This is a genomic window from Cognatundibacterium squillarum (assembly GCF_014652435.1).
GTDB classification, from domain to species: Bacteria; Pseudomonadota; Gammaproteobacteria; order Burkholderiales; family Burkholderiaceae_D; genus Undibacterium; species Undibacterium squillarum.
Genome location: NZ_BMYU01000007.1, coordinates 33,337 through 56,638, shown reverse-complemented (window position 1 = coordinate 56,638; position 23,302 = coordinate 33,337). Strand labels below are relative to the sequence as shown.

Genomic DNA, 23,302 nt, shown 5'->3' with positions numbered 1-23,302 from the left:
GTTGGCGGATATGTCACAGACTATGCAGCGATCCGCATTTGCCTTTTCCGGAGAGCCGGACTTTCTGCCGACGACCGCCGGATCGCTGTGCAGAACTGCGCAAAACGGGGGTTTTCAGGCCCTTAGTACAGACAAACAGGGCGGCGCGCAGGATACGTTGCCACAGATGCTTGCGAAGCCGGGTCGGGCTGTTACCGGTGATGTGCATCAATAAACAAAAATTACACAAGATTAACACTTGAAATGAGAATCATTATCATTTAGTATTTATCAAATTGACTTCACCCGCTCTCAAGCGCCAGCTTGATCTGTCTGCCAGCACTCCTTGTCGGGGCACGTGAAACAGGATTTTTTCAGTACCCGCAACGGGCTGCCTCTGCTGAGCGCATTCCGTGTAACGCTGCTGCAATCCGTTTCCGGTTTCAGAAATTGCAGACCAGCGGTGCCGGTTCCGGCCTGCCTTGTCTCGCAACACTAATACAGGCAGAGATTGATGGATCACACACTTTTGAATTCCGCAGGGCAGGATGCCTTGCTGTACACCGCAGCCGCAGAACGTACTTTGCGCCAGTTTATCGAAGCGTTCTGGTTTGAGGGTGCGCTGAACACGCATCTGGAACAGGATGCCGGTGGCAAGGCTGTCCTGTATTTGTGCGGGCTGGATGAGCAGGGGCAGGATGTTCTGTACCGGATAGCGGCAGGGCCGGTTAGCAGTTTCGGACGGCGTCGTCTGTACGGCCCGTTATGCGAACAGAACAGCAAAGAGCCGGTGACGGATATTCATACGCTTGTGACCCGCTTGCTGAGGCCGCTGAAAGCGGAGCACAGTGCCCGCTTTGTACAGGAGTTATTGCATACCGCCGCCAAACAAGCCTGCAGCCTGCAGGCACAACAGGCTGCACCCGCCGGAGCAGCAGCACTGGCGCTGCCGTTTGCATGGCAGGAAGCCAGTTTTGGCGAAGGCCATTTGTACCATCCATGTTATCGCTCACGCATCGGATTTGATCTGGAAGATCACCGCCGCTATGGCCCGGAATTTGCCCGCAGTTTTCATCTGGTCTGGCTGGCGCTGGAAAAAAATCTGAGCGAAATCCATACGCTGCCGGGCATCAGTTATGAGGCATTCCTGCAGGAACAAACCGGCAGTGCGGAATGGCAGCGCTTACAGAATCAGATACGACAAGTGGGGAAAGACAGTGATGCATATGTGCTGTTACCTGCGCATCCGTGGCACTGGCGGCGTTTACTGCAGATACAGTATGCGGACTGGCTGGCGGATGGTCGTCTGCTGTATCTGGGCGAAGGACAAGCAGACTGGCTGGCACAACAATCGATACGTTCACTGAGTCCGCTGGATACGGCGCAAAACTGTCATCTGAAGCTGCCGCTGGGCATCGCCAACAGTTCGGCAGACCGCATATTGTCGGATCACCATACCCATAACGCACCGCTGATTTCTGCATGGCTGAACCGCTTGTGTGCAGCCGATTCTTTTCTGCAAACACACTGCCGGCTGGCCTTACTCAGCGAACCGGTAGGAATTTCGCTGAAGCCGGCAGCGTCACGGGAAGACCGCTACGGATTGCTCAGCGCCATCTGGCGTCAGTCACCGGCATCCTTACTGCGCAGTGACGAACAGATATTGCCCTGTACCTTGCTGACCACGCCCGATCTTCAGCGTCAGCAACTCAACATTGCTCCGTGGCTGGAGCAACACGGAACCGCTGTATGGGTTGATGCCTTCCTGCAGGCGTTGTTACCGCCGCTGGTGCATCTGATGCTGGCACACGGCGTCTTGCTGGAAGCACACGCGCAAAACACCTTGCTGATTGTTCGCGATGGTTTGCCGGTCGGTATCGGTATGCGGGATCTGCATGGCGGCCTGCACTATATTGCCGGCCAGACCAGCGATGAAGCTGCGTTGCAGGCACTGCGTCAGGCACCGGCTTTCCGTAATGCTGCCAACGCCAGCAACGGTTTTGCGATGGAAACCGTACAGGAAGCGCGCGACTATCTGCTTGAAGTATTATTGTTTATTCATTTGTCTGAGCTGGCGCAGCGACTTGCGCAGTATCACGGCTACAGCGAAGTCTGCTTCTGGCAAAGCGCCGCGCAGACCTTGCTGCGTTACCGGACGCAAGTACCGGAACTGCAGGCGAGGTTTGATCAGTTCGGCTTGTTTGTACCGCAACTGCAACTGGAAAAACTGGCCAGCCGGCGTCTGACTGCTGCGCAGACTCAGAGCTTTCATGCAGTGCCGAATCCCTTACACCCGTATCTGCCTGCTGCGGAGGTTTGATGCGGCAAGCTGTTTCTGTGACGGTGCTGGGGCACTTCGCGGCAGCATTTGCCGCGCTCTGCATGCCACCGTTTTATGCGCATATCCTGCAGCAGAACTTCTCCGGACAATCTCTGCTGATGGCGGGCTGGTATTTCACACTGCCGACACTGGCAGCGGCGATTGCAAATCCCTTATGGGGCAAGCTGGCAGACCGCATCGGCATACGTGCTTCCCTGATCCGCGCGCACTGGGGGCTGTGCCTGAGCTTCATTCTGACCGGTCTGGCACGTACACCGTGGGAGTTTGCAGCCGGCCTGTGTCTGCAGGGTTTGCTTGGCGGCACGTTCGCGGCATCGAATGCATTTCTCGCGTCATTTTTGCAGGGCAAAAAACTGGCCAGCCTGTTAAGTGTGATGCAGGGGTCGGCCAGAACCGCGCTGTTCGCCGGTCCGGCCATCATCGGCTTATTCGGTGCGCAGGAAAATCTGCTGAGAATCTTTTTGTATCTGGCACTGTTACCCGGTCTGGCCGGTGTACTGCTGTATTTTTTGCCGGAGCCTGCAAGCACCGTACCTGCAAACAAGCCTGAGTCTGCTGCATCCGGTAACGCGGTTGCAGGGATAAGTGCCGCAACGCTATATCGTTTTCAGGCGGTATTCACCATCGGCACCGTTCTGACATATCCGTATTTTGTGATTGATCTGGCGGAACGCCTGCATCTTTCTGCAGGCTGGGCGGGCGCTTTATTCGGCTTGCCGCACGTCCTGTTTCTGCTACTGGCATGGCCGATGAATCGCCATATTCAATTGCAGAATGCACAGACTGCACTGGCGCGCTGTTCCGCCCTGACTTGCGCCGGTTTGCTGATGCAGGGTCTGGCGCAGGGCGCAGGCTTGCTGGCAGCGGGCAGGATACTGATGGGCATCGGCATGACCGGTGCGTATCTGGCGATCAATGCACTGGCCGCCGGCACCACCCGTCACAGCAGTGCCGGACGGCATTTCGGAAATCTGGAAGGCGCGAATAAGTGGGGCGCTGTCTTCGCAGGCATTCTTGCCAGCACACTGGCCAGCACTTTCAACTATACCGCTCCCGTCTGGCTCGCTTGCTTACTGCTGGCCGGTCTGACAATTTTTATAGAAAGCAAACGTCTATGAATGCAAGCTTACCGCAATCAGCCTGGCAATCTCTGCCGGAAAATTTTTCAGCGCTGCAATTTCCTGTGATGACACAACGACGGCCGCTGACCGGCAACACGGCGACGGTCTCCGTCAGTAGCGACGCCGGCGTTTTACATGCACGGGTTTTGCTGAACTGTTATGCGCGTGAAGTCGCGATGCAGGAACACCAGCTCGCGGTGCGCAGCGTTGCCAGCACGCGCAGCCTGCCGCCAGCTTTGCGGCATTACACAGGGCAGGTGCTGGATATACAAATACCGCGTCTGCAAAGTCGCATCTGCGTTGGCGTGCGCCATGTATCAGTGACCGGAAATTACGATTACACCACGGAGATCTTCCTGCAGGATCAGCAGCAGGTCTGGCGCGTTGCCGGCTGGGACGTTATCGCAGGCATCATCATCCGTGATTTATCGCAGCGTGAGGGAACGCCGTTCAATCAGGATTTGCAGCAGCAAATCACGGAAAGCGTCGCCACCATGCAGCATTTGCTGAACGCCCAGGCAGACCGGCAGAAACCCGGCCAGCAAAGTGCATTGTCCGGTTATATCGCCAGTGAACAGAATCTGCTGACCGGCCATCCGTTTCATCCGACCCCGAAAAGCCGTTCGGGCTGGAGCCGCGCAGAGCAGCAACAATATTCGCCTGAGCATGGTGCCAGCCTGCAATTACGTTATTTCAGTGTACCGGCAGACTGGATCATCAGTGACAGTCTGGACGGCAAAGATACGGCAGTGCATTTGCAGCAGCTGACTGCACATGGCTTGCAGGCTGAAGAAGGGCGGGTCGTGCTGCCTTTACATCCGTGGCAGGCAGACTGGATGCTGAAGCAGACACGCATCGCTGAAGCCATTGCTGCCGGAGAGATCCGCGATCTTGGTTGTCACGGGCAGCATTTTGCCCCTACTGCCTCAATACGTACGATGGTGGCAGAGGATGCTACCGCGTTTCTGAAGTTGTCTCTGAATATGCGTATTACGAACTGCATACGCAACAATGCACGCCATGAACTGGCGGCAGCACTGACCGCCAGCCGTGTGTACCGTCAAATCAAACCACTTATGCAGATGCTGTTTCCGCGCTTTCATGTACTGGAGGAGCAGGCTTATCTGAGTCTCAGTTTTCCTGAGAACCGGCAGAACGCCGCCCGTGCGCATAAGGAAATTGAAGACGGTTTCGGGCTGGTATTGCGGGAAGGTCTGGCGGCACCGATGGCACAGGGCATTACGCCGCACGTCTGCGCAGCATTGTTCGGCAACGGCATGGCAGGCCGTTTGCAAACTGCGGCACTGATAGAAAAATTCTCGCACCGCCACGGACTCTCATTCCGTCAGGGATTGCAGCAATGGTTTCAGCAGTATGCTGAGCTGGCAATTTTTCCGGTGTTTTATCTGCTGTTTGAAAAAGGCATCGCGTTTGAACCGCATATGCAGAACAGTATCGTCGGGCTGGCGGAGGACGGTGCGCCATGCAGTTTCTTTGTCCGTGATCTGGAACTGACGCGGCTGACACCGAAAGGCCGTGCGCTGCTGAAGGAGCAGTTCGCCGATCCGCAGGCGATCAGCGATATCCACTGCAGTGATGATGCAGGCTGGACACGCATCGCATACTGCCTGCTGGTGAATAACATTTGTGAAGTGATTGCGACGCTGGCCAACGGTAATCACAGCCTGTATCTCGAATTGTGGGCATGCCTGCGCAGCACACTGCAAGCCTACCTGGCTATTTTTCCTCATCCCGAAGCTGCTCGCCGCATTCAGGGTTTGCTCTCCGGTGAACCTTTGCCGGTGAAAGGGAATTTGCTGATCCGCTTCCTGAAACAGGCCGATCGCAAGGCCGCCTATTTCCCTTTATATCACCCGCTGGGCGTGGTGAACGAAATCTCTGCTGTTGCCTGATTTATTAATACTTTACATTAGAAATTGATCATGAAGAAAAAACGTCTTTCCCTTATCGTTTCCGTTATACTCAGTTCACTGTATGGACAGTCTGCGCTGGCTGCAGAAAATGTCAAAAATGAACTGCCTTTAATTGAAGTAAAAGCACGCTCTGTAAAAGGTGGCACGCAGGTCAGCGCAGCGAAGAACGGCGACACTGTGCTGGAGACACCGCAATCTGTATCGGTGGTCAGTAATGAAGAATTGCGTGACCGTGCAGTCAACAGCAGCAAAGAGGCACTGGCCTACACGCCGGGTGTGATTGCCGGACAAGGCGAAGGCCGGCGCGATGAGTTTTATATCCGTGGCTTTTATTCACCACGCGATACCCTGCTGGATGGCATGCGCGATGACAGTTTATATTTCCGCGATCTGGCAACCACGGAGCAGCTGGAAGTGATTAAGGGGGCGACAGCCGCGCTGTATGGCCGTGGTGCAGCCGGTGGGCTGATTAACCGCGTCACCAAAAAACCTCAGGCCAAACAGGATAATGAAATCTCGCTGATGCTGGGAACGGAGCGCCAGCGTCGTGTGACACTGGACACCGGCGGCGCGCTGAATCCGCAACTGAATGCACGTCTGATCGCAGCCTACGATGCGGGTAACAGTTACCGTGATGTGGTAGAGCACAAACGCACCCTGCTTGCCCCGTCGTTCGCATGGCAACTGAGTCCGGACACCAGTCTGTTAGTTCAGTCGGAAATACAGCGCGAAGATCACACACCTGACCGTGGCATACCTGCGCTGAACGGCCGCGCGGTGAACGTTGATCCGGCAAAATTTTACGGCGAGAAATTTGACTTCACCCGTACCGACAGCGATATGCTGAAAGCCAGATTGGAACATCAGTTCAGTGCGCAACTCAGTCTGGTGAATAACCTGCAATTCAGTCAGACAGATCTGGACGGCGTGAATACCCGTAACCGTCGTGTCAATGCAGACAATACGGTATCGCGCCAGATCACGTATTTCCCGATACAGCAAAAGAACCTGACGAATCAGACAGAACTGCGCTATACGCTGGGGCAGCATGCATTGCTGGCCGGACTGGAAATATCGCAACAGAAGCGTGATTCCGTCGTCAGACAAACCGGTACGGCTTATCCGGTTGACCTGTATCAGCCTCAGAACGTGCTCAGTGCACCGGATTTCCGGAACTTACCGGCTGCCATTGATGCCGGATTTCGCGCAGACACACGCGCTGTCTATCTGCAGGACAAAATCACACTGAGTCCGGCCTTCAGCCTGCTGCTCGCTGCCCGCTACGATCAGTTCCGTCAGGAGCAGACCAATCATCTGAAAAACAATGCAGTCAGTGAACGTACCGACAATCTGTTTTCGCCGCGACTGGGACTGAGCTATCAGATCACACCGCAGCAAGTACTGTATTTCACTGCTGCCCGTTCGTATCAGCCGGCAGGCGGCGATCTGCTGTACACCGGCAGTAACCCGCTCAGTGATGTCAAACCGCTGCGTACCGATTTTCAGGAAGTCGGTCTGAAACAGGAATGGCTGAATCAGCGCCTGTTCACCAGCATTGCGCTGTTCCGTGCAGAACAAAGCAATCAGCTGACGCCAGACCCGACCGACCCGGCAGGTCTGCGTCAGTTGCAAGTGGGGCGTCAGCGCAATCAGGGTCTGGAACTGGAATTGCAGGGACGCTTGTTCAGCGATACCTGGCTCAGTGCCGCTTACAGCTATAACGATGCCGGCATCATTGCCTCGAATGATATCCCCGTGGGTAACCGCGCAGAAATGACACCGAAGCACAATGCCAGCCTGTGGCTGAAGCAGCGTTTCCTGAAACACTGGAGCATCGGTGTCGGCGTGATTGCGCACAGTGCGCAGTTTGCTCTCAGCGACAATAAAGTCAGCCTGCCAGGCTATGCGCGCACTGATCTTGCGCTGACTTATCTGCAACCGGCTTACGACATCACGCTGAAACTGAACAATATCGGCAACGCCCGCTACATCGAATCCGCCAACAATAATGTTCAGCTGCAGCCGGGTGCACCCTTCAATGCAGCACTGGTGCTGACGACGCGCTTCTGAATGTTGCAAACCTTATAAGCAATGAAAACGGACAGGCAACACGATGCCTGTCCGTTGCTGTTTCATCTGTACCATGATGCAGAAATCCGCATTTGGCTTTTCCGGAGAGCCGGACTTTCTGCCGACGACCGCCGGATCGCTGTGCAGAACTGCGCAAATCAGGCATTTTGGGGCTGCCGGCGCGCCCTGTTGGGCAGATCGCACAGGCAAGGGCGAAGATGATGACATTTTATTCAGATCGCTGACCGGAACAGGGGGCTTCTGTTACCATCGGCGGCGGAAGCCGGTCGCAAACATCGCGGCTGGCCGCAATCTGATGAAAACATGATGTCGCTGAACCGTTTATATAGCCTGTCGCCCTTTTTATTCCTGATCGTGCTCGGCATGGATTCGCTGTGGATGCAGCAATTCATCAGCTGGGGGCAGAGTGTATCGGTGGCAATGACGGCCGGTTTTTTATGGCTGACCCTGCAACGCCTGCCGCGTGAACGCCAGCTGATTGTGCTGTGCTTTATCGTGATTGCCATCGTCGGCGAATGCCTGTTCAGTCTGGTGTTTCGCGTCTACGAATACCGGCTCAGCAATATTCCCGTCTATGTGCCGCTCGGTCATCCGATACTGCTGGTGATTGCATGGGTGCTGGCCGATCTCTCTTTCTTTCAGAAATACGGCGCAAAGATCGCTCCTTGGCTGGCGCGGGTGAACTGGCTGATCATCGCTGCGGTAGCGCTGTTTCTCGGCGATACGCTGTCGCTGGCTTTTGGTGCGCTCGGCCTGTTTGTATTTCGCAAACGCCGCTACAGTCTGGTGTACGGCCTGATGGCATGGATCGTACTGGCGCTGGAAATCGCTGGTACCCAGCTCGGGTGCTGGCGCTGGGCCGCCGAAAGCGCAGGTGGCTGGCTGCACGCCACCAATCCCCCTTTCGGTGCTTTCTTAGGCTATGTCGCCGCAGATGTCGCCAGCATCAAACTCGCCCGCCGCATTTCGGCGCGTTGGTTTCCTTCGTTACAAATACTTGCACCGTGATCAGCGTCTAACACACATCGCCAGTGCGATCTGTGCACCGCAATCACGGTTTTTTGTATGAATCATTTTTAAGAAAATTCTATGAGCAATACCATCACCATCATCGACACAGACCTGTTCGCCCAAACCGCGAAGGCTGCGCAGGAAAGTCCGCGTCTGCGTAAGAATCACAATTTCCACAGCGACAATAACGCCGCCTGCCATCGCTTGCTGAACGCGCTGCAACCGGGCACCTATGTGCAACCGCATTGCCATCTGGACCCGGACAAAGAAGAAACCATCGTCGTGGTGGCGGGCAGTTTTGGCATGGTGATTTTTGATGAACAGGGCAAAGTCACGCAGCATTTTGTGATGTCCGCCACCGGCGCGCAGCGCGGTGTGAATATTCCCAGCGGTGTGTTTCACTGCATGATCGCGCTGGAAAAAGATTCCGTGTTTTTTGAAGCGAAAGCCGGCCCGTATGTTGCGGTTCAGCAAGCAGAAAAAGCGGCATGGGCACCGGCAGAAGGTGAGCCGGGCATGGCAGCATATCTGGCATCTATCGAAGCCTTGTTTGCCAAAAATTAAGTACCAACAGGAATTTTTAAAACGGATCTTGCACTGCGCGCCAGCGTCCCCATCTCCGGTGAATGCGGTGGAAAACAGCTTCCACCATTGCCCAACCTCAGACAGAGCACACATCATGGTTATCGGAGATTATTTTGACCGTTCTGAAATCGCATTCCAGAATGGCTGGCAGCAAGGCCGTCACGAAGGCGAACGACTGGGCCGCCGCGCAGGGCAGGAAGAAGGTTTGCAGGCGGGCTATCAGAAAGGTGTGGCCGACGGTCTGGCAGAAGGCGAACGGCGCGGTCTGACCGCCGGTTACGAACGCGGCTGGAATGAAGCCATCGCGCGTGCGCAGCAGGAAGTTGCGCAGCAACTGGCATTCACCCGCGAACAGGTCGCCGATAAGCAAGTGCTGCAGGCGCAGCTGGAAGCCCAGCAGCAACAGATCAACCGTTTGCTGGAACGCGTGCGCGAACTGGAAGCCGCCGAAACCGAAGTCCACGCCAGCCAGCAATGGCAGGCGCAACAGGCAGCGCAGGCAGAACGCATGACCGAGCTGCAGCAAGAATTGCAAAACGCGCAGGACAAACTGACGCAGCGTAACAAAGAACACGCTGAACATTTATGGCATCAGAACCGCATCATGGTGGTACTGAATGCTGCGCGTAAAACGCTGGAATCGTTGTCTGCGCAGGGACAGGTTTCTGAGCAAGCGATCAGCCAGATGTTCGTCGCCCACTACAGCGAACAAATCCGCGCCGCACTCGGCAACCAGTCCGTCCGCACCCCGCTGGAACAGGATCAGGTCTTCGCCGACGCCTTACCGAAAACCCATGCGTTCTTAGTCAGAATGCTGGGCGGCGCAGCCGCCTGAACAAGTATCACCGGCATCAAAAAAGCCCGCTGTGCAGTTCGCAGGCGGGCTTTTTTTCATGTTGCTTAACGCAATGGATCAAGGAAGATTCAACGCTTCCCGTATTGCTGACCACGGTACGTATTTAAAGTTTTGCTGACCATCCGGCAAGCGCTTATAGCCATCCTGCACCACCAGCATTCCCTGTGCGAATGCGCCACCCATGTTGGCGGAAGTGACTTCAATGCCATCAGTTTCGGAGGTGCCGTCGATACCCAGTTGCGGATGGATGCCGATACGGAATTTGCCGCGCAGACGATACGGTGCAGCAGCATCCAGTACCAGATAGCTGTGATCGCCCTGACTGGATACCAGCAGATAGCTTGCTTGTTCACCGTGATACAAGGCCAGACCTTCGGTATCCGCGACCAGCGCTTTGCCGGTGGTGTGGATCAGTTGCATGTCCGGGCTGGCGTCGGCGGCTGCAGGCAGTACCCAGATACCGCGTTTTTCTTCGCCGATAAATAACTGGCCGCGTTTGTCATCGGCGACGCAGGCTTCCGGCTGGCTGGCGGTACGGAATTGCCGGACCAGTTCTGCACTGAAGCGGTTGTTCTGATGGTCGATACGGTATTGCAGAAAACGTCCGTCTTTATCGTTGACGATGGCTTGCAGACCACCGGATACCGGCTGGTACAGGCAAAAGCCATAGATTTTATCGAGCGGCGTATTAAAGCGGGCAGCCTCGCTGACTTTACCTTCGGCGCTGATCTGAAACAGTACCAGACTGTTTTCATCGCGCTGCGTTGCCATCGCCAGATCCAGCGGCGCATCTGCGCCAAAGCGTACCTGCTGACGCACATCGACATTGTTCAGCCTGCCGGTCGCCAGTGCCTGTGTTTGCTGACCTTGCATGTCATACACCATCAGACCGAATTTCTTATTGGTGCCGAGCACGCGGGATTCGGCAGGATTGCCCGCATTGCGCCATATCGCCGGATCATCGGCGCTGTCACCGTATTGCTGCATGCTGGCAGTCTGTACCACTGGCCTGACGATCGCTACCGGCAGCGGTGCTGACTTTGCCGCTGTATGAATGACAGGGCTGGTACGCCGTTGCCAGACCGGCTGCGGTGCTGCATTTTTTGCGGTTGCCTGTGCGCTTTGCATCCACCATGCTGCATGCACTGTGCTGTCTGTGGCCGCCATCAGTGCGGATAAGCGTTGCGGCTGCGGCAGCGGCGGCAGCGCGCTGAGCTGGGCAGGCAGCGCGGCATGCCACAGCCATTGTTTCTGTGCCTGCGCGATCAGGATTTGCCCGTCGCGCAATGCCAGCAAACGCTGACCATGCTTTTCTGCGGCGGGCGTGCTGAGCAGTAAATCCGCCTGCAACGGGCCTTCCGGATCAGCGCGATAGCTCCATACGCGGCCGGACTGTTCGGTCAGCAGCAGACGGCCGCTGCTGTCATCGCTCAGGCATTGCTCAGCATGCGGTGGCAGTGCCAGCTGGCGAATCAGACGCGGTTGCGGTTCCAGCAACCATTGCTGACTGATGCCTTCTTTACCGATCAGAAAAACCTGCAGCAGAGATTGCTGATCAAGGTATAAGCAACTGGTTTCCAGTGAAAACGGTGGCGCAGGCAGACTGGTTGCTTCGCGCATACTGCCGGCTGCCGCATCTATCTGCAGCACAACGGTTTGCTGATTGTCGGCATCAAAACTCAGCGCCATCCAGTGTGATTGCAGGCGGCGCAAGTCCAGATGCTTCGCGCGGATTTTGTATTGCGCCAGCGTTGTGCCGTCACTGGCGAGTAAGCGCAGCGCATTTTTATCCAGACTCAGCCAGCGGCCATGATCCAGCTGAAATGCCTGCTGAGATTTTTGTAATGCGGCGGGAGGTGTAAGGCTGGCTGTAGCGGACGCAGCAGCGGCGCTGGCAGTCATCTGACTGGCAGCCAGTAACATCAGGCTGCTGAGGCCGGTATAAATCAGTTTTTTGAATAACATTTTTTTGCTTGTACAAGTTGGTATTCGCCGCAGCATGCGCACAGCTGCGGCGATCTTCAGATGGCTTTTGTGTATCAGCCTTACATCAGGCTGGCTTTCAGGCTGAGTTTGTAGCTGCGGCCGTATTGTTCATACTGCGCGTTGTACGCCGGGCTGCCCTGATACACATAGTATTTTTCATTGTTCAGATTTGCTGCTTCGAACAACAGGCTCCAGCGTTTTGCAAACTGCCACGATAAAGACAAGTCGATTTGCTTTTGTGGTGCGACGATGCGGTCCTGTGCCGGATTCAGAATATCGCTGCCGAGTTCAAGTAAATATTCCGATTTAGAATTTAATGCCAGACGTGCGCTCCACGGACCTTGCTCATAAGCGATGCTGAGATTCAGCAAACGGTCGGCCTGGCCTGGCAAGCGTATGCTGCGGTTCAGGAATTTTCCGCTGGTGCTGTCGTAACGGCCAATCTCGGCATCGCTGCGCACGAAGGTATAGTTCGCACCCAGAATCAGATTGTTCCACGGTGCCGGCAGCATTTTCAAAGGCTGGCTGTAGGCCAGTTCCAGCCCGTTTAATGTGCCGTCACCGCCATTGGCATAGCTGACTACGCTGCTGTAGTTTTTCCATGCAGCACTGCCTGCCAGATTGGTGGTGTAAGTGAAATTGCGGACATCTTTATGAAACAGATACGCAGACACCACGCCATCATGCGCCAGCAATTTTTCCACACCCAGATCCAGTCCGCGTGCGGTCATCGCCTGTAAATCCGGATTGCCGATTTGCGCTTCGGTATTGCTGATCAGATTCGTGCCCGGTGCCAGCTGGCTGAAATTGGCGCGCACCAGTGCCGAAGTCCAAGCGGCACGCAGACTGGTTTGCTGATCGAAGTCATAGCGCGCGTGCACCGATGGCAGCCAGTTCTGATAATCGCGCTGTTTTTGCAGATCAGTGATTTGTCCGGCACTGATTTGTTTTCCGCTGGCGCTGAAATGTGTGCGTTCCAGACGGCTGCCAGCGGTCAGATGCCATGCATGGCGATCCCAGCTGACTTGCAGATACGCTGCATCCAGATTTTCCTGCATGCGGTAATCATTGATCGCAGATTCATTCGCCAGCTTAGCCGCATCGCGGTTCAGGCCTGCAACCCGTGCGCGTATCAGATCCGGACTGATACCGGCACCGATACGACCAACCGGATAATCCAGCATGCCACCGGTAAAATCCGCCAGACTGACAGAACCTGCACCCCAGTAGTTCGGGCTGCCGGATTTGCTGCTGTTGTAGGCCCACTGGTTGGTGTCATTGTCTTTATCACGACGGCTGAATTTGATACCTGCCTGCAGACTGATATCGCTGTCGCCGGCCTGCAGGGTTTTTCGGAAGTCGGTCTGGAATTGCTGCATCCGGTCAGATGAATAACGCTGCTGCAGTGTGATGCTGTTCAGGTTGTAACTGGCCGGTGTGTACACAGATTCCGGCGCGCTGATGCGTGGTTGTTCGGTATTGGTGAAGCTGATGCCGCTGAAATTTGCTGTGCCACGGAAGCGCGCATCGTTAATCGATTCCGGCGTGTCTTCGCTGGCACGGCTGGTGGCAGCGGCAATCTTTAACCAGCTGTCACCGAACTTCCATTCACTGGCGATATTCAGCGATTGCAGGGTTTGCGTGTATTTACGCTGACGCAGGCGGCGTTCCGCACGCGCGCTGGTGCTGGCATTTTCTGCCAGTGTGCCGCTGGCAAAATTACTGAAAGTCAGACGGTCACGCACTTCATCATCACTGAAATCGCTGAGGAAATAACGCAGCGAGGTTTGCTGGTTTGCATCCGGGCGGTAATCCATATTCAGTGCCAGTGCATGGCGTTCACGCACCGGCAGGTAATCACGCAATTCCACGCTGCCCAGTTTGCCATCCTGCCAGCTGCCGCCGGTTTCGATATTGTCCGATGCAAAGCTGCGCTTCTCTGCGCTGAGGCCCATCGCAACGCCGAGCTTGCCGCTCATGAAACGCTGCGCCCATAAGGCACCGGCATTCGGGCTGGTTTTGCCGCTGGCACCGTCGTAGCTGAGACCAGTGTAAGCATTCAGCATCGCACCCGGTAAATCAAATGCCGACAGGGTTTTCACTTCCACATTGCCTCCGAGTGCACCGGCATCATGTTCCGGACGCAGGGTTTTGCTGACTTCCAGCGAACGGATCATGCCCGCCGGCAGAATATCCAGCGCCACCGCACGGCGGCTGGCTTCCGGTGACGGAATCTGATTGCCATTGATGCTGACGCTGTTCAGATCCGGTGCCAGACCACGCACTACTACATAACGGCCTTCGCCCTGATCACGCTGCACGGCCAGACCGGGCAGACGCGCCAGTGCTTCGGCGGCATTTTTATCCGGCAGGCCACCGATATCATCGGCGCTGACTGCACTGACGATATGGTCGGCTTTTTCCTGAATGGCGATGGCTTTGCGCAGACTGGCACGCTGGCCGCTGACAGTCACTTCCTGTGCGGGTTCGGCAGCCTGTGCGCTGCTGACGGCAGCCAGCGCCTGCAGAATGGCGATGCTCATCACGCGGTAGGCCAGCGGGCTGGACGGTTTTGAATATTTAGAATCGGACATGATACGAATGGAGTTGAACAAGGAATGGGGCGCAGTCTAGGCAGCGCTGATGTCAGATTTGTGACAGCGCTTAAACAGTGGCACGCTGATGCGCGGTAAAACATCCACTGCCATACAGTTTTGCTGCTGAACTGAGCTGAATTGACTGGTTGCCCATGTGGTGCGCAGGGCGGAACAGGTGTGTATGCCAGCGGTGAATGCGTATGCCTGAGCCGTTTGCACTGCTGACGTTTTTTTAGAACTCATTTCATCAATAGCCACGAGTGCGAACGCGGGGTGCCGGGATGCAGTGCGCGGCGTCGTTGCGCAGCACAGACTGGTGTCTGTGCAAGCGACGCAACAAAGCAATGCGCCCGGCACCTCCGTTCCCGGAGGGTTTGTCTCATAGCGCACGCTGGACAGCGTTGGACGCGTTGTGAATAGCACCGCTATTCACTGCCTTGTCCGCCTTGCCAGCCCGCGCTATGAGACAAACGCATCTCGCGGGTATTGATGAAATGAGTTCTAGCACCGGTGGACTGCATACAACAGTGCGCAGCATTTCATCAGCCTGTCATATGCCATCGCTAGGCTGCGTCGCTTTAAGCCCGTCATCACCATGCTGAAACTGCACCGCTATTTTTTACTGACTGTTGCTGCCCTCGTGCCGCTGCTGGTGTCGCTGTATGCGTATGTCGGACAACTGAAACCCTTTGCGCACTGGAAGTGGATCGATATTTGCGGCGAAGGCGGCACGGCTTTACTGGCCGCCGTCTGGCTCGGCATTATTTGTTATAACCGTCCGCGCGGTCTGGTGACGCGCTGTTTTGCATTCGGGTTTGCAGCACTGATGCTCGGTAACACGGCAGACTGTCTGGATGAATTTTTCGCTATTCCGAAATCTCACCTCTGGGACAATATTCTTGAATCCGGCCTGAACCTCGGTGGCATGCTGAGTCTGACCGCAGGTATGTATTTCTGGCAGGAAGAGCAGCGCAGCCTCAATCGCCATATGGAAAAGCGCGAACGCGTGTTTCGTGATCACCGCGGTATTGACCGTGTCGCGCAAATTGCCAATGCAGATTATTTACGCCAGCAAATCAGCTGGCAAAGCCAGCATGGCGCGGCCAGTCTGGTGATGCTGAATATCTGCGGCTTTCATAAAATTAACCGTCATTACGGACAGGCGCAGGGCGATCATATTCTGCAGAGTCTGGCGCAGTGGATTGTGTTCCATATCGACGCGCAGGATGTGTTGTGTCGCTACGCCGCCGACCATTATGTGCTGCTGTTGCCCGGCCTGAACGCACAGGCAGCGTCAGAATATGCGCAGACGCTGTGTGACCTGATTCAGCAAACCGCTTTCCCTTTATCGCAAAATGCAGTCGCACCCGCCAGCCCTTCGCGGGAACGGGTGCATCTGCAAATGCGCTTTGCGGTTAGCGAAACCCTGCACAGCGATACGCTGACCCGCCTGAGCCGCGAGTTGCAGCAGGCAGCGGCATAATGCAAACGCATTCGCTGCCACTGGCATTTCATCAGATCAGCGATACGGTATTGCCCGGTCATGGTCAGGCTGCATTGTTGCTGGATCTGGCGCGCACGCAGGAAATTGTACTTAGCGAACAGCGTGTACTGAGTCTGGCCGCTGCGCAGCAAACCGCCATTGCGCCGGAAACCTATCTGCAAGCCTTGCGCAGTTTTTTCAGTCAGCGTCCTGAACGCGACAGCAGCTTTTTACTCGGACAACAGTTACTGCCAGGGCATTACGGACATTTGAGTCAGGCGCTGATTCATGCACCGAATCTGCGCGATGCCTTACGCCATATCTGCGCACATTATCAGACCCTGTGTCCTTTGCTGCGGCCGCGTCTGATAGAAAGCGAACGGCTTCTGATTCTGTACTGGTGCGACAGTTACGGCGTACCGGCGCTGCGCAATCAACTGGTGGAAATGCATATGAGCGCGGTGGTCGCACTGGCACGCTGGCTGGCGGAATCCCGCTTTCAGTGGCGCTTCTGCTTTAACCGTCCGCCACCACGCACGGCAGAACAGCATCAAACCTTTCTCGGTCACGACCTGCAGTTTTCCTGTCAGCTGGATGCGATGGTGATTTCACGTGAACAGGCAGAACGTCCGTGGCCACGCGCCAGTCAGATTGCATGGCAACTGGCGCAGCAACAAAGTCCGCCGCCAGCCTGCAATCCCAGCCTGCTGAACCAGCTTTACGATTATCTGCAAAGCCGTTTGCGTCAGCAGCCGGTGCTGGAGCAAACTGCGCAGGATTTTGGCCTGAGTCCGGCCACACTGAAACGCTATCTGAGCAAACACGGCAGCCATTTTCAGGCAGAGCTGGATTTGTGCCGCACTCACATGGCGCTGTATCTGCTGACCGTGCAGGGCATGGATACAGAACAGGTTGCGAACTGGCTGGGTTTCCACGACGCAAATAATTTCCGCCGCTCCTGCAAACGCTGGACCGGCGTCAGCCCCAGCAGCCTGCGCGCCGACATCCTCGCCCGCCTGAACCAGCCCGGCTGGCTGTCATAAGCACCGCCGCCGCACCGCACACTGTGCAGACATCGTCATTTAGGTTTCGCGCAAGCCCGGACTTTCTGCCGACGACAGGCGGATTGCTGTGCTGAAAGCCGCATTTGAGGCATTTTGGGCGGTTTTTGGGTATTGCGGAGCCGCCATCAGGCGGACATGAAAAAGCCCGCTGTCCTTTTGGGATAAGCGGGCGTGTTTTTCTGGGGAAAAGCGGGATCAGCGCGGGGTGTCGTGGTCGCCGTCGTGGCGGTGCCAGGGGTCGAGGTGGGTCATCAGGTTTAATACGCGGTGGCGTTGCATTACGCGCTGGCGTGCCAGTACGGCGATTTCATGTCCGGCTTCCACGGTGATTTGTGCATCCACTTCCAGATGCGCATCGACCATGATCATGTCGCCCATTTTGCGGGTATGCACATCATGCACGCCGAGCACGCCCGGGGTGTCGCGCAGGGTGGCGCGGATGGCTTCGACTTCTTCATCGTCGGCGGCGCGGTCCATCAGATCGTGCAGCGCTTCCCAACCGAATTCCCAACCCATTTTACTGACCATGAAACCGACGATTAACGCGGCAACCGGATCGAGCAGCGGATAACCGGCCAGATTGCCGATAATACCGATTGCCACCACCAGCGAGGATGCTGCATCGGAACGTGCATGCCACGCATTCGCAATCAGCATGCTGGATTTCACTTTTTGCGCCAGCTTCAGCATGTAGCGGAACAGCGCTTCTTTGGCGATCAGTGCGGTGATCGCCACCCACAGTGCGATGCTGTGAACAGCCGGAATCGCTTCGGGATTTTCCAGTTTATGAAAGGCGCTGATCAGCATGCCGATACCGACTGCCAGCAACAGGCCGCCGAGTACCAGCGAGGCCGCGGTTTCATAACGCTGATGGCCGTATGGGTGATCGTGATCGGCTTCTTTTTTGCTGTGATGGCTGGCCAGCAATACCACAAAATCCGACAGCAGATCGGATAAGGAATGGATGCCGTCCGCAATCAGCGCCTGCGAATGGCTGAATACGCCAACCACCAGCTGCACAGCGGTCAGCACAATATTCACCACCACACTGGTCCAGGTGCTGCGCTGGGTGGCGGCCTGCCGTTCTTCCGGTGCGATGCTCAGGTCTTCGTGATCGCTAAGTTCTTCTTGCATAGTGTTAAGCGTGGTTGCAGAATCAGCCAGAATTGTAAGTCAAGGCGGCGCGGCTGTCTTTGACACCTCTGTGACGGAGTCCGTATGAAAAAAAATCTCTACGCTGTTTCCCTGAGTCTGTTATCGCTTGCGGTGCTGGCGGCTTGCCAGAATACCGGTGGCTCAGCGCAATCCGGTGCAGCGCAGACGACGCAGCTTGCTTCAGAACCGGTGCTGCAGATCAGTACCGGTCAAGAACAGCAAACGTGGTCTTTGTCGGCGCTGAGTGCGCATCCTGCGCGCCAGATAGTACAAACGCCGGATGATCCGGCTTACCATCAGCCGCGTCAGTGGCAGGCAGTGCCTTTGCGTGCGCTGCTGCCTTCGCTGAAAGCCGGTGGTCATACCCGGTTCAAAGCCAGCGACGGTTTTGTGGCGACGATTGCCGATGACACGCTGTTATCCGCTGCCACACCGTGGATTGCATTTGAAACTGCAGCAAAGCCGTGGCCTGCGCTGGGTGCCGGTAAGCCATCGGCAGGCCCGTTTTATCTGATCTGGACCGATGCCGCGCGCGGCAATATCAGTCAGGAACAATGGCCGTATCAGATTGCGTCTGTCGCGCCGGTGCAGTCGCTGACGGAACGTTTTCCGACATTGCTGCCAGCGGCTTCTGCACCGCTGAAAGAACAAACTTTACGCGGTCTGCAGGCTTACAGCCGCCATTGCAGCGTTTGCCATACGCTGAACAAAGCCGGTGATGCCAGCATCGGCCCCGATCTGAATCTGCCACACAATCCGACCGAGTATTTTCAGGAAAAGATGCTGCGTCAGTTAATCCGCGATCCGGCCTCAGTGCGCACATGGCCGCAGCAAAGCATGCCGGGTTTCAGCAAGGAAGTCTTGCCGGAAGCGGAGCTGGACGATTTGCTGGTGTATCTGAAGCAGATGGCAGCGCAGCGCTGATATTGCCGGATGTCACGGATAAGATCGCTGTATCAGGCAACTTGCTGATACAAAATGCCGGAAACTTTTCCGCACAGGCAATGGTCTTCTGCACTGAGTCTCAGCGCAGACCTGCAGCATATCCGCAATCCGGCGTATCACCGTGACCGTGGCCCGGTAAGAGCCGTAGCGTTGCGGGTGCATGCAGAGTTCTGACTGGCCGCATACGGTATGCGGCGTGCGCTGCAGACGGTTTGCTGAAAGAAAATCATGAAGTCCCTGTTTGTTTTGTCCCGTTTGCCAGCGTTGCTGGCTGGTCTGGCGCTGCTGAGTGCCTGTTCTTCTTTGCTGCCTGCGGCCGCGCCGTCAGCAGATTCTGCGACGGCCACCACGCTGAAAGTCACGCCGGCAAATCAGCCGCTGATTCTGATTTCAATCGACGGCTTTCGTCCGGATTATCTGCAGCGCGGTGTCAGTCCGGTGCTGAATCAGCTGGCGCAACAGGGGTCTAGTGCAGCGATGATGCGGCCTTCGTTTCCGTCGGTGACTTTTCCGAATCACTACACGCTGGTCACCGGCCTGCGTCCGGATCAGCATGGCATCGTTGCGAATACGATGGAAGATACTCAGATTCCCGGTGTGCGTTTTGCGCTGAGCAAACGCGAAGCCGTGACAGACCGCCGCTGGTGGGATATGGCCGAGCCATTCTGGGTGACGGCGGAAAAAGCCGGTGTGAAAACCGGCACGATGTTCTGGCCTGGTTCAGAAGCCGATATTCAGGGCGCGCGGCCTTCGCAATGGGCAGTGTTTGATGAAAAGATGTCGCCGGATACGCGGGTTGATACGCTGCTTGGCTGGCTGGATTTACCGGCAGTACAGCGTCCGCGTTTGCTGACTTTGTATTTCGATCAGGTTGATCATGCAGGCCATGATTTCGGGCCGGACAGTCCGCAGATCGCACAGGCGGTGGCGGAAGTGGATGCCGCACTCGGACGCTTGCGTGCCGGTTTGCAGCAGCGCAGTTTGCAGGCGAATCTGGTGATTGTGTCTGATCACGGTATGTCGGCCGTATCCGATCAGCGTGTGATCCGCCTGAATCAGTTGCTGGCGGATAATCAGTTCCGCACCATCACCACCGGCCCGTTTGCAGGCATAGAACTGACCGCAGAAACCGCAGTACAGGCGGAAAAAGCTTTGCTCGGTAAGCATGAGCACATGGAATGCTGGCGTAAGAGCGAGATTCCGGCGCGTCTGGAATTCGGTAGCAACCGTCGTGTTCCGGCGGTCTTCTGTCTGGCAGAACCGGGCTGGCAAATCGTCGCGAATGAAAAAGCCAAACTGCGCTCTTCCGGCGGAGCCCACGGTTATGACAATCTGGCACCGGACATGGCTGCGCTGTTCATTGCCAACGGCCCGGCTTTCCGTGCCGGTGCGCAGATCGCAGAGTTGCAGAATGTGGATGTCTATCCTTTACTGATGCAGGTCGCAGGTGTGCCTGCACTGCCATCCCGTGGCAAGCTGCAGGCAACCCGCAGCTTACTCAGTGACAGCGCCGGTCAGGGACGCTAAGGCTTGCATGCGGTTACCGTATTTCACCAGAATGCGGTAAGTGTCCTTATCAAAACGCGGCTGGCCGGATTGCAATACTTCTCCGGCCTGCTGCGGACTGCTGGCTTTACCAAGATAACACCAGGCATCAATCACATGCCAGATATCGCCTTCCGGTAAGACTGCCGGGCCGTTGAATGGCCAGGCTTTCAGTTTTTCTTCCGACAACGCCGTTTGCAGACGCTGATTATGCGGCGCCGGTTTTTCGCGGGCGCAGCAGGCGCCGCGGCATTGCTTCAATTGAAACGAAAAGCAGGGCTTACCGGCCGGCAGTTTTTCCAGTCCGAGTATCGCATTACACAATTGATATTCTTTTGCTGCCTTCAGCAAAAATTCTTTGGCACTGGCACCGCTTTTAAACAGGCCGAATAATTCATCCTGCTTGCCCGGTTGCAAATCGCGTGCATACACCAGTTGCGGACGCAGATAGCCATCTTCATCCGCAGCTAGCTGCCATGAACAGAATTCGGTATTGCGGCGTAACTGGCGATTCAGCGTCGGCTGCTTTTCTTTGACCAGCCGCGCTTCGGTAATCAGTGCATCGACTTCACCGGCACAGCCTATCCATTCGATATCGCGCACTTGCTGCGATAACTGCATTTCTTTATTGATCGCATGATCAGCAGAGAAGTGCGATAACACGCGCTGGCGCAGCTGATTGCTTTTGCCGATATAAATCGGCAGCCGGTTTTCGCCGTAGAACAGATACACGCCATAGGTTTGCGGTAACTGATCGACAATCGCCGGGTCCAGATGCGGCGGCAGGCTGGAGCGCGTGGTCAGTTCTTTGACCACGGCATGCAAATGTTCGGTGCTGAATTGCTGTTCCAGCTGACGCCATAACTGAAACAGCACGCTGGTATCGCTCATTGCGCGGTGACGGTCACCGGCATCCAGCTGGTGGCGCTCGATGATCGCATCCAGATTGTGTTTGAAGTGCTGCGGAAACAGTTTGCGCGACAACTTCAGCGTACACAGCACCGGTGCGCGGAAAGGAATTTCACAGCGTTTGAATTCGTTTTTTAAGAAACCGTAATCGAAGCGTGCATTGTGGGCAACCAGCATATGACCGTTCAGGCGCGCAGCGATTTCATGCGCCAGATCGGCAAACACTGGTTGTCCGCGCACCATATCATTGGTGATGCCGGTTAACTGTTCGACAAACGCAGGAATGCTGGCTTGCGGATCAATCAGCGCAGACCAGCTGGTCGATTGTTCGCCGTCCCAGGTGATGATGGCAATTTCAGTAATTCTGTCCTGGGTGGCAACGGTTCCCGTTGTTTCCAGATCGATAAAAGCGAGGGGTGTGGCGGCGAGATTCAAGACTGTGTTCCGGCGGATTGATGCAAACCGTATTGTAGCTTGTCGCAGACAAAATGCAGGAAGTCGCCGCGATCTTGCGCCATTGTTGTGCAGTCTCAGGTACATTGAACGCTGTTGCTGTTTTACACGTAAAACTTGCTTTTCCGGTACAGACAGCCTTGTTTATTCGGGAGTTTGTATGTTGAAAACTGTGCCGCCCTCGGTCTGCGATCAGCACGGTCAGCCATTGTTTGGCCGTTATGCCGGGGCGCCTGATCAGATTGCGTATGACAGGCTGGATGCGGAATACCGCCGCAGCTGGTGGTGGGAACGCACCCATCGCAAGCACTGGCATTATGTCGCGCTGGCCAGCGATGAACTATTCTGCGCGATGGCGATTGTCGATGTGGGCTGGACCAACACCGCGTTTGCCTATGTGTTCGACCGCGTTGCCAAACGCCTGATTGCGAGTTACTCGCGCGACGGCATTCCGGGGCTGACGGCGCGTTTATCGGATCATCCGGCAGCGGGCGCGTTTGCCGATTTCAAATTCGGGCGCGAATCGATGCGCTATGAGCAGGATGAATACGGCTTCAAACTGCGCCTGATTTTTCCGGACTGGGAACTGGAAGCCGGTGGCGAAAGTCTGCACGTGGTTCCCGGCATGACCGCAATTGCGCGTCCGCAAGGCGGCACCGTGCACACCACCTACAAATCCTCCGCCATGCCTTGCGAAGCCGGTGTACGGGTCGGAGAGCGCTTCTGGAAGCTGAAAATGATTGCCAGCACGGATCACAGTCTGGGATTTCTGGCACGTGAAACGGCGTGGCAATGGGCGTCGGCGCACAGCTTATCGCTGGGCTGGAATCTGCAGTCCGGTTATCTGGGTGAGCAGGAAAATGTGTTGTGGCTGGATGGCAATCTGATTGCGCTGGGTGCGGTACGTTTTCAGTTTCAGGCGGAACAGCCGGAGCAGGCATGGCTGATTACCAGTGAAGATGGCTTGATTGATCTGGTGTTTCAGCCGGAAGGCGTGCGCGCCGAAGACAAGAATCTGATTATTGCCGCCAGCCGTTATCAGCAACCGATAGGCGTGTTTAACGGAAGGGTGAGGGCGGCGAAAGATAAGCCGTGGCGCGAAGTGAAAAATCTGGTCGGCGTGACTGAGAACCATTTTTCGCGCTGGTGAGCATCAGCGCTATGATGCGCTGAATTGCGGCATCAACAAAAACGCCCGGCACAGGAATTGTTGCCGGGCGTTTTGTCTGATGCAGGCCGGAAAGCGG

The 23,302-nt window shown here is 56.0% G+C and carries 17 protein-coding genes; 13 read left to right on the top strand and 4 right to left on the bottom strand.

Going from position 1 to position 23,302, the window contains the following annotated elements:
• Nucleotides 1-493: 493 nt before the first annotated feature.
• From IE092_RS13685 to IE092_RS13655, 7 genes are all read left to right on the top strand, one after another.
• Complete coding sequence (locus IE092_RS13685; RefSeq protein ID WP_189357762.1) at nt 494-2,299, top strand: IucA/IucC family protein; 1,806 nt, start codon at nt 494-496, stop codon at nt 2,297-2,299.
• On the top strand, nt 2,299-3,438 hold the full coding sequence (locus IE092_RS13680; protein WP_189357761.1) for an MFS transporter: 1,140 nt from the start codon (nt 2,299-2,301) through the stop codon (nt 3,436-3,438). The genes IE092_RS13685 and IE092_RS13680 overlap by 1 nt, the downstream gene beginning before the upstream one ends.
• Nucleotides 3,435-5,354, top strand: coding sequence for an IucA/IucC family protein (locus IE092_RS13675; protein ID WP_189357760.1), 1,920 nt, complete (start codon nt 3,435-3,437; stop codon nt 5,352-5,354). Before IE092_RS13680 ends, IE092_RS13675 begins: the two co-directional genes overlap by 4 nt.
• Nucleotides 5,355-5,384: 30 nt before the next feature.
• On the top strand, nt 5,385-7,445 hold the full coding sequence (locus tag IE092_RS13670; RefSeq protein WP_189357759.1) for a TonB-dependent receptor: 2,061 nt from the start codon (nt 5,385-5,387) through the stop codon (nt 7,443-7,445).
• 324 nt (nt 7,446-7,769) lie between these two features.
• Nucleotides 7,770-8,474, top strand: coding sequence for a hypothetical protein (locus tag IE092_RS13665; RefSeq protein WP_189357758.1), 705 nt, complete (start codon nt 7,770-7,772; stop codon nt 8,472-8,474).
• An 81-nt stretch (nt 8,475-8,555) separates the two neighbouring features.
• Nucleotides 8,556-9,041 (top strand): WbuC family cupin fold metalloprotein, encoded by a 486-nt coding sequence (locus IE092_RS13660; RefSeq protein WP_189357757.1) that lies wholly within the window; start codon nt 8,556-8,558, stop codon nt 9,039-9,041.
• Between the two features lie 115 nt (nt 9,042-9,156).
• Nucleotides 9,157-9,897, top strand: coding sequence for a FliH/SctL family protein (locus IE092_RS13655; protein ID WP_189357756.1), 741 nt, complete (start codon nt 9,157-9,159; stop codon nt 9,895-9,897).
• 78 nt (nt 9,898-9,975) lie between these two features.
• On the opposite strand, the gene IE092_RS13650 is transcribed toward IE092_RS13655, so the two are convergent.
• The gene (locus tag IE092_RS13650; RefSeq protein ID WP_189357755.1) at nt 9,976-11,883 is read right to left on the bottom strand and encodes a phytase; all 1,908 of its coding nucleotides are present in this window, start codon (nt 11,881-11,883) and stop codon (nt 9,976-9,978) included.
• Nucleotides 11,884-11,963: 80 nt separating this feature from the next.
• On the bottom strand, nt 11,964-14,498 hold the full coding sequence (locus IE092_RS13645; protein ID WP_229793176.1) for a TonB-dependent receptor: 2,535 nt from the start codon (nt 14,496-14,498) through the stop codon (nt 11,964-11,966).
• A gap of 598 nt (nt 14,499-15,096) precedes the next feature.
• Here IE092_RS13645 and IE092_RS13640 point away from each other — a divergent pair.
• Together IE092_RS13640 and IE092_RS13635 are read left to right on the top strand one after the other, a co-directional pair.
• The gene (locus IE092_RS13640) at nt 15,097-15,984 is read left to right on the top strand and encodes a GGDEF domain-containing protein (protein WP_189357754.1); all 888 of its coding nucleotides are present in this window, start codon (nt 15,097-15,099) and stop codon (nt 15,982-15,984) included.
• A complete protein-coding gene (locus tag IE092_RS13635; protein WP_189357753.1) occupies nt 15,984-17,027 on the top strand; it encodes an AraC family transcriptional regulator in 1,044 nt (347 codons plus the stop codon). The genes IE092_RS13640 and IE092_RS13635 overlap by 1 nt, the downstream gene beginning before the upstream one ends.
• 216 nt (nt 17,028-17,243) lie before the next feature.
• Here IE092_RS13635 and IE092_RS13630 read toward each other — a convergent pair whose 3' ends face one another.
• Nucleotides 17,244-18,182 carry a cation diffusion facilitator family transporter gene (locus IE092_RS13630; protein ID WP_189357752.1) on the bottom strand — a complete coding sequence of 313 codons (939 nt, stop codon included), beginning with the start codon at nt 18,180-18,182 and terminating at the stop codon, nt 17,244-17,246.
• An 84-nt stretch (nt 18,183-18,266) separates the two neighbouring features.
• Between IE092_RS13630 and IE092_RS13625 the strand changes: the two genes are divergently transcribed.
• Genes IE092_RS13625 through IE092_RS13615 form a run of 3 tightly spaced genes read left to right on the top strand, consistent with a single transcriptional unit; the run spans nt 18,267 to nt 20,675 of the window.
• Nucleotides 18,267-19,127 (top strand): cytochrome c, encoded by an 861-nt coding sequence (locus IE092_RS13625; RefSeq protein ID WP_189357751.1) that lies wholly within the window; start codon nt 18,267-18,269, stop codon nt 19,125-19,127.
• Between the two features lie 54 nt (nt 19,128-19,181).
• Nucleotides 19,182-19,322: a hypothetical protein gene (locus tag IE092_RS13620; protein WP_189357750.1), complete on the top strand. Its 141-nt coding sequence runs from the start codon at nt 19,182-19,184 to the stop codon at nt 19,320-19,322.
• A gap of 54 nt (nt 19,323-19,376) precedes the next feature.
• On the top strand, nt 19,377-20,675 hold the full coding sequence (locus IE092_RS13615; protein WP_189357749.1) for an alkaline phosphatase family protein: 1,299 nt from the start codon (nt 19,377-19,379) through the stop codon (nt 20,673-20,675).
• Here the strand turns inward: IE092_RS13615 and IE092_RS13610 are convergent.
• On the bottom strand, nt 20,643-22,037 hold the full coding sequence (locus IE092_RS13610) for a 3'-5' exonuclease family protein (RefSeq protein ID WP_229793175.1): 1,395 nt from the start codon (nt 22,035-22,037) through the stop codon (nt 20,643-20,645). The two genes, IE092_RS13615 and IE092_RS13610, sit on opposite strands and share 33 nt — an antisense overlap.
• A 178-nt stretch (nt 22,038-22,215) precedes the next feature.
• Between IE092_RS13610 and IE092_RS13605 the strand changes: the two genes are divergently transcribed.
• The gene (locus IE092_RS13605; protein ID WP_189357747.1) at nt 22,216-23,205 is read left to right on the top strand and encodes a DUF2804 domain-containing protein; all 990 of its coding nucleotides are present in this window, start codon (nt 22,216-22,218) and stop codon (nt 23,203-23,205) included.
• Nucleotides 23,206-23,302 lie beyond the last annotated feature (97 nt).